This is a genomic window from Streptomyces sp. NPDC031340, from assembly GCF_055569945.1.
In genome coordinates this window covers 133,885-140,279 of record NZ_JBVIIE010000020.1, presented here as the reverse complement: position 1 = coordinate 140,279, position 6,395 = coordinate 133,885, and the positions used below count along the sequence as shown (strand labels likewise).

General features: G+C 72.9%; 4 protein-coding genes. 3 read left to right on the top strand and 1 reads right to left on the bottom strand.

The window, feature by feature from the left end; genetic code table 11:
* Positions 1-158 precede the first annotated feature (158 nt).
* On the top strand, positions 159-1,673 hold the full coding sequence (locus ACZ5GT_RS18045; protein ID WP_469024215.1) for a cellulase family glycosylhydrolase: 1,515 nt from the start codon (positions 159-161) through the stop codon (positions 1,671-1,673).
* Between the two features lie 51 nt (positions 1,674-1,724).
* Here the strand turns inward: ACZ5GT_RS18045 and serC are convergent, their stop codons facing one another.
* A complete protein-coding gene (serC, locus tag ACZ5GT_RS18040; RefSeq protein WP_469024212.1) occupies positions 1,725-2,843 on the bottom strand; it encodes a phosphoserine transaminase in 1,119 nt (372 codons plus the stop codon).
* A gap of 196 nt (positions 2,844-3,039) precedes the next feature.
* On the opposite strand from serC, the gene ACZ5GT_RS18035 reads away from it, so the two are divergent.
* On the top strand, positions 3,040-6,009 hold the full coding sequence (locus ACZ5GT_RS18035) for an FAD-binding and (Fe-S)-binding domain-containing protein (protein WP_469024209.1): 2,970 nt from the start codon (positions 3,040-3,042) through the stop codon (positions 6,007-6,009).
* A gap of 255 nt (positions 6,010-6,264) precedes the next feature.
* Positions 6,265-6,393: a hypothetical protein gene (locus ACZ5GT_RS18030; protein WP_469024205.1), complete on the top strand. Its 129-nt coding sequence runs from the start codon at positions 6,265-6,267 to the stop codon at positions 6,391-6,393.
* The last annotated feature ends 2 nt before the right edge of the window (positions 6,394-6,395 follow it).

The following is a 6,395-nucleotide window of genomic DNA, read 5'->3' as shown; positions in this document are numbered from 1 at the left end:
GGTCAGAGGAGTGCAGGGGAGTCTAAGAGAGGGGGGGGGGAGGAGGGGGGGAGGGGGGGGGGTGGGGGGGGGGGGGGGGGGTTGGGGGGGGGGGGGGGGGGGGGGGGGGCCCCCCCCCCCCGGTTCCGGGCCCGCGCCTGTCGAGAGGACCCAGGCACATGTTCCGCAGCTTGCGAAGAGCGCTGTGCGCCGCCGCGGCGCTGTTGTTACCGCTGGCCGGCGCGCACACCGCGCACGCCGCCGACACCGCCGACACGGCCGGTGCGGGCTACTGGCACACCAGTGGCCGGCAGATCCTCGACGCGGCCGGGCAGCCCGTCCGGATCGCCGGCATCAACTGGTTCGGCTTCGAGACCGGCAACCACGTCGTCCACGGCCTGTGGTCCCGCGACTACAAGAGCATGATCGACCAGATGAAGTCGCTGGGCTACAACACCATCCGGCTGCCCTACAGCGACGACATCTTCAAGTCCGGGACCACTCCCGACAGCATCGACTTCTCCGGCGGCAAGAACGCCGACCTGCAGGGCCTCAACTCCCTCCAGGTCATGGACAAGATCGTCGCCTATGCCGGCCAGGACGGGCTGAAGGTCATCCTCGACCGCCACCGCCCGGACTCCGGCGGCCAGTCGGCGCTCTGGTACACGGCGTCGGTGCCGGAGTCGACGTGGATCGCCAACCTCAAGTCGCTGGCATCCCGTTACGTCGGCAACTCCACCGTCATCGGCATCGACCTGCACAACGAGCCGCACGACCCCGCCTGCTGGGGCTGCGGGGACACGACGAAGGACTGGCGCCTGGCCGCCCAGCGGGGCGGCAACGCGGTGCTCTCCGTCAACCCCGAGCTGCTCGTCTTCGTGGAGGGCGTGCAGACCTACGACGGCGTCTCCGGTTGGTGGGGCGGCAACCTGATGGGCGTCGCGCAGTACCCGGTGCAGCTCGACGTGGCGAACCGGGTGGTGTACTCCGCCCACGACTACGCCACCAGCGTCGCCCAGCAGAGCTGGTTCAGCGATCCGTCGTTCCCCGCCAACATGCCCGGGGTGTGGGACAAGTACTGGGGCTACATCTTCAAGCAGAACATCGCGCCCGTGTGGATCGGCGAGTTCGGCACCACGCTCCAGTCGACGGTCGACCAGAAGTGGCTCGCCGCGCTGGTGAGTTACCTGCGGCCGACGTCGACCTACGGCGCCGACTCCTTCCAGTGGACGTTCTGGTCCTGGAACCCCAACTCCGGTGACACCGGCGGGATCCTCAAGGACGACTGGACGACGGTGGACACCGTCAAGGACGGCTACCTGGCGAGCATCAAGGCGTCCGCGTTCCCCGGCAGCGGCGGGAGCGGCGGCGGCACGGGAGGCGGCGGTACCACGGCCGCCTGCGGCGCCGCCTACACCGTCAGCAGCGACTGGGGCGGCGGCTTCAACGCCGAGGTGAAGGTGACCAACACCGGCACGACCGCGCTGTCGTCCTGGAAGGTGACCTGGACGTGGAGCGGCTCCCAGCAGGTCACGAGCATGTGGAACGCCTCGTACACACAGTCCGGTTCGACCGTGACCGCGGTGAACGCGGCGCACAACGGCAGCCTGGCCGCGGGCGCTTCGGCGACCTTCGGATTCGGCGGCGCGCCCGGCGGCGGGGCGGTGCCGGAGGTGAGCTGCACGGCATCATGACGGAAGGGCGCCCGGTGGTCCTGTCACCGGGCGCCCTTCAGCCATGGACGGTCAGAGCTTCTCGATCACGTAGTCGACGCACTTCGTCAGCGCCTCGACGTCCGCCGGGTCGATCGCCGGGAACATCGCCACCCGCAGCTGGTTGCGGCCGAGCTTGCGGTAGGGCTCGGTGTCGACGATGCCGTTGGCGCGCAGCACCTTGGCGACGGCCGCCGCGTCCACCTCGTCGGTGAAGTCGATCGTGCCGATGACCTGCGAGCGCTTGGCCGGGTCGGCGACGAACGGGTTCGCGTACTTGACGTCCTCGGCCCAGCCGTACAGCGTGCGCGCGGAGGTGGCGGTGCGGCGGACCGCCCAGTCCAGGCCGCCCTGGCCGTTGAGCCACTCCAGCTGCTGGTTGAGCAGGAAGAGGGTGGCGAGCGCCGGGGTGTTGTACGTCTGGTTCTTGCGGGAGTTGTCGATCGCCGTCGGCAGGCTGAAGAACTCCGGGACGTGCCGGCCGGAGGCGTGCACGCGCTCGGCACGCTCGATCGCGGCCGGGGAGAAGACGCCGATCCACAGGCCGCCGTCGGAGGCGAAGGACTTCTGCGGGGCGAAGTAGTAGACGTCCGTCTCGGCGATGTCGACCGGCAGGCCGCCGGCGCCGGAGGTGGCGTCGACCAGGACCAGGGCGCCCTCGTCGGCGCCGGCCACGCGGTTGATCGGCATGGCGACGCCGGTCGAGGTCTCGTTGTGCGTGAACGCGTAGACGTCCACGCCCGTCTCGGCCTCGGCCTCGGGGTGCGTGCCCGGGTCGGCGGAGATGACGGTGGGCTCGGCCAGCCACGGGGCGAGCTTGGCGGCCTTGGCGAACTTCGAGGAGAACTCGCCGAAGGTGAGGTGCTGCGACTTGTTCTCGATCAGGCCGTGGGTCGCGATGTCCCAGAAGGCCGTCGAGCCGCCGTTGCCGAGGATGACCTCGTAGCCGTCGGGCAGCTGGAACAGCTCGGAGATGCCCTCGCGCACCTTGCCGACCAGGTTCTTCACCGGAGCCTGTCGGTGGGAGGTGCCGAGGAGGGAGGTGCCGGTCGCGGCGAGGGCGTCCAGCGCCTCCGTCCGCACCTTGGAGGGACCCGCGCCGAAACGTCCGTCCGCGGGCTTGATGTCAGAAGGAATCTGGATCTCAGCCACGACTGGAGGGTATCCACTGCGGGCAACGTGGGCGAAACGTCGTCCGTCGGATGAGACGCGTGTCTCGGCAGGCGTCCCCGGTGACCGGTGGGCGCCCGGATGCCGGGCGGTCCACTGGGCGGGGCCGGTTCGCTGGGCGTCCGTCGGTTCGTCGGGTGGGGCCGCTTCGCCGGGGCGTGGCTGGTTTGCTGGGCGTATGAGCGATCTCGAGACCGAGCTGCGTTCCGCCGTCCGGGGCGAGGTGGGCTTCGGCGTCACCGCCCGCGCGCTCGTCACCATGGACGCCTCCAACTACCGCAGGGTCCCGCTCGGGGTCGTCGCGCCGTACGACGCCGACGACGTGGCCGCCGTGCTGGAGGTCTGCCGGGCGCACGGGGCGCCCGTCGTCGCGCGGGGCGGGGGCACCTCGATCGCCGGGCAGGCGACCGGCGCCGGGGTCGTGCTGGACTTCACCCGGCACATGAACCGGCTGGTGTCCCTGGACGCGGAGTCCGGTACGGCCGTCGTCCAGCCCGGTCTGGTCCTCGACCGGCTCCAGGAGGCCGCCGCCCCGCACGGGCTGCGGTTCGGGCCCGACCCCTCCACGCACAGCCGCTGCACGCTCGGCGGCATGATCGGCAACAACTCCTGCGGCTCGCACTCGGTGGCCTGGGGGACGACGGCCGACAACGTGAGTCGGCTCTCCGTCGTCACCGCGCGCGGGCAGCGGCTGCGGCCCGGGCCGGGCTGGGCCGGGGTGCCGGAGGGCCTGCGGGGAGTGGTGGAGGGGGAACTGGCGCGGCTGCGGACCGGGTTCCCGGAGCTGCCCCGCCGTATCTCCGGGTACGCGCTGGACGCGCTGCTGCCCGAGCGGGGCGCCGACGTGGCCCGGTCGCTGTGCGGCTCGGAGGGCACGCTGGCCGTGCTGACCGAGGCGGTCGTGCGGCTCGTCCGGGCGCCCCGCGCGCGTGCTCTCGCCGTCCTCGGCTACGCCGACGAGAGCGCCGCCGCCGAGGCCGCGGCCGGGCTGCGGGCCTGGGGATCCTCCTGCCACGGTGGAGCCGGGAGCGGGGGAGCGCCGCTGACGCTGGAGGGGATGGCGGCCGACCTGGTGCCGTCGGCGGCCGCGCTGCCGCGGGGCGGCGCCTGGCTGTTCGTGGAGACCGGCGGCGACTCGGAGGCCGAGGCACACGCGCGTGCGGAGGCGGTCGTGCGGGCCGCCGACGTGGTGGACTCCCTGGTGGTCACGGACGAGGCCGGGCAGCGGGCGCTGTGGCGCATCCGGGAGGACGCCGCGGGCACGGCCACCCGGATGCCGGACGGCACCGAGGCCTGGCCGGGCTGGGAGGACTGCGCGGTGCCGCCCGCCCGGCTCGGCGCCTACCTGCGGGACTTCCGGGGGCTGCTGGCCGCCCACGGCCTGCGCGGCACGCCGTACGGGCACTTCGGGGACGGCTGCATCCACGTCCGCATCGACTTCGACCTGCTGACCCGGGACGGCGTCGGCCGCTTCCGGCGCTTCTCGGAGGAACTCGCCGACCTGGTGGTGGCGCACGGCGGCTCACTGTCCGGGGAGCACGGGGACGGGCAGGCGCGGGCCGAGCTGCTGCCGCGGATGTACGGCGAGGAGACGGTGGCCCTCTTCGAGCGGGTCAAGGGTGTCTGGGACCCCGACGGCCTGCTCAACCCCGGCATGCTGGTCCGCCCGGCCCCGCTGGACTCCGGCCTGCGCTTCGCCGTCCTGCCGCGCGAGCCGGTCGACGTGGCCTTCGGCTACCCGGCGGACGGCGGCGACTTCACGGCGGCCGTACGGCGGTGCGTCGGCGTCGCCAAGTGCCGTACGGAGACGGCGTCCGGGCCGGCCGTCATGTGCCCGTCCTTCCGGGTCACCGGCGAGGAGGAGCACTCCACGCGCGGGCGGGCCCGGCTGTTGCACGAGATGCTGGCCGGCGAACTGGTCACCGACGGCTGGCGGTCGACGGAGGTCCGCGACGCCCTGGACCTGTGCCTGGCCTGCAAGGGGTGCCGCTCCGACTGCCCGGCCGGCGTCGACATGGCCACCTACAAGGCGGAGTTCCTGCACCACCACTACGCCGGGCGGCGCCGCCCGGCCGCCCACCACAGCATGGGGCGGCTGCCGGAGTGGCTGCGCTGGACGGCCCGGACCCGCACCGCCGGGCTGGTCAACGCCCTCGCCGCCGTACGGCCGTTGGCGTGGGCGGCGAAGCGGCTCGGCGGGATCGCGCCCGAACGCAAGATCCCGCGGCTGGCGACGCGCACGTTCACCCGGTGGTGGCGCGGGCGGCCGGCGGCGGCTTCCGGCGCCGGGGACCTGGTGGTGCTGTGGCCGGACACCTTCACCGAGCACTTCTCGCCCGAGGTGGGGCGGGCGGCGGTGCGGGTGCTGGAGGCGGCCGGGCTGCGGGTGGCGCTCCCGCCGACGCTGGCGCTGCGCCGCCCCCCGGTGGGCGACGGCACGTCCGCCTTCCTCGACCCCTGGCAGGTGCTGCGCGGCCGCGGCCGTGTCTGCTGCGGGCTGACGTACGTCTCCACCGGCCGGCTCGACCGCGCCCGCGCGGTGCTGCGCCGCACCCTCGACCTGATGGAACCGGTGCTTCAGGCCGCCGTCCCGGTCGTCGTGCTGGAGCCGAGCTGCGCGGCCGCCCTCCGCGGCGACCTGCCCGAACTGCTGCACGACGATCCGCGCGCCGCCCGCCTGGCCTCCCTGGTGCTGACCTTCGCGGAGGCGCTGCAACGCCTGGCGCCGCACTGGACGCCGCCGCGCCTGGACCGTCCCGCCGTCGGCCAGACCCACTGCCACCAGCACGCGGTCCTCGGCGACGACGCCGACCGGCGCCTGCGGCAAGCGGCTGGACTGACCGGCGAGTTGACGGGCGGCTGCTGCGGGCTCGCGGGCAACTTCGGTTTCGAGCGGGGGCACTTCGAGGTGTCGGTGGCGTGCGCCGAGGAACGGCTGCTGCCGTCGGTGCGGGAGGCGGGGGAGGACGCGGTGATCCTGGCCGACGGGTTCTCCTGCCGTACGCAGCTGGAGCAGTTGGCGGGGGCGCGCGGGCGGCACCTCGCGGAGGTACTGGCGGAGGCACTGGAGGACTCGCCGGAGGAGGCGGAGGCGCGTCCGGGCCGCCCCGGGGCCGCCGGGGACGGCCCGGACGGCCGGACTCCATAAGGAAGTCCTCAGGTTCATAAGAGAATCCTCAGGTACGGCGGGCCGCACCCAGGATTCACCCAGGTATTCACAGCAATTACTTGCCGCAAACGTGGCGACTTTGCCGTTCCTTGGGATTGCGGGCGTGTAGGTTCTTACGTGTCGGGCGGCGGGGAGAAGCCGGATGACGATCCGGAAAGAAATCCCCGTCCGTGTCCGTAGGGAATTCTCGCATCACGCACCAATGCACGCACCACACACTCTCAAGGAGTCGGAATGAGCCTCAAGAAGCTCGCCCCGCTGCCCCCGAAGCCCAAGTCGAAGCAGCTGCCGCCCCCGCCGAAGCCCAAGCGGAAGCACCCGAAGCCGCCGGTGCCCAAGCCGATCCGGGGCGACGACAACTGAGT

Excerpts from the sequence above, each read along its gene's own strand:
- ACZ5GT_RS18045 (WP_469024215.1), top strand. The coding sequence starts at position 159 with ATGTTCCGCAGCTTGCGAAGAGCGCTGTGCGCCGCCGCGGCGCTGTTG.
- ACZ5GT_RS18035 (WP_469024209.1), top strand. The coding sequence starts at position 3,040 with ATGAGCGATCTCGAGACCGAGCTGCGTTCCGCCGTCCGGGGCGAGGTG.
- ACZ5GT_RS18030 (WP_469024205.1), top strand. The coding sequence starts at position 6,265 with ATGAGCCTCAAGAAGCTCGCCCCGCTGCCCCCGAAGCCCAAGTCGAAG.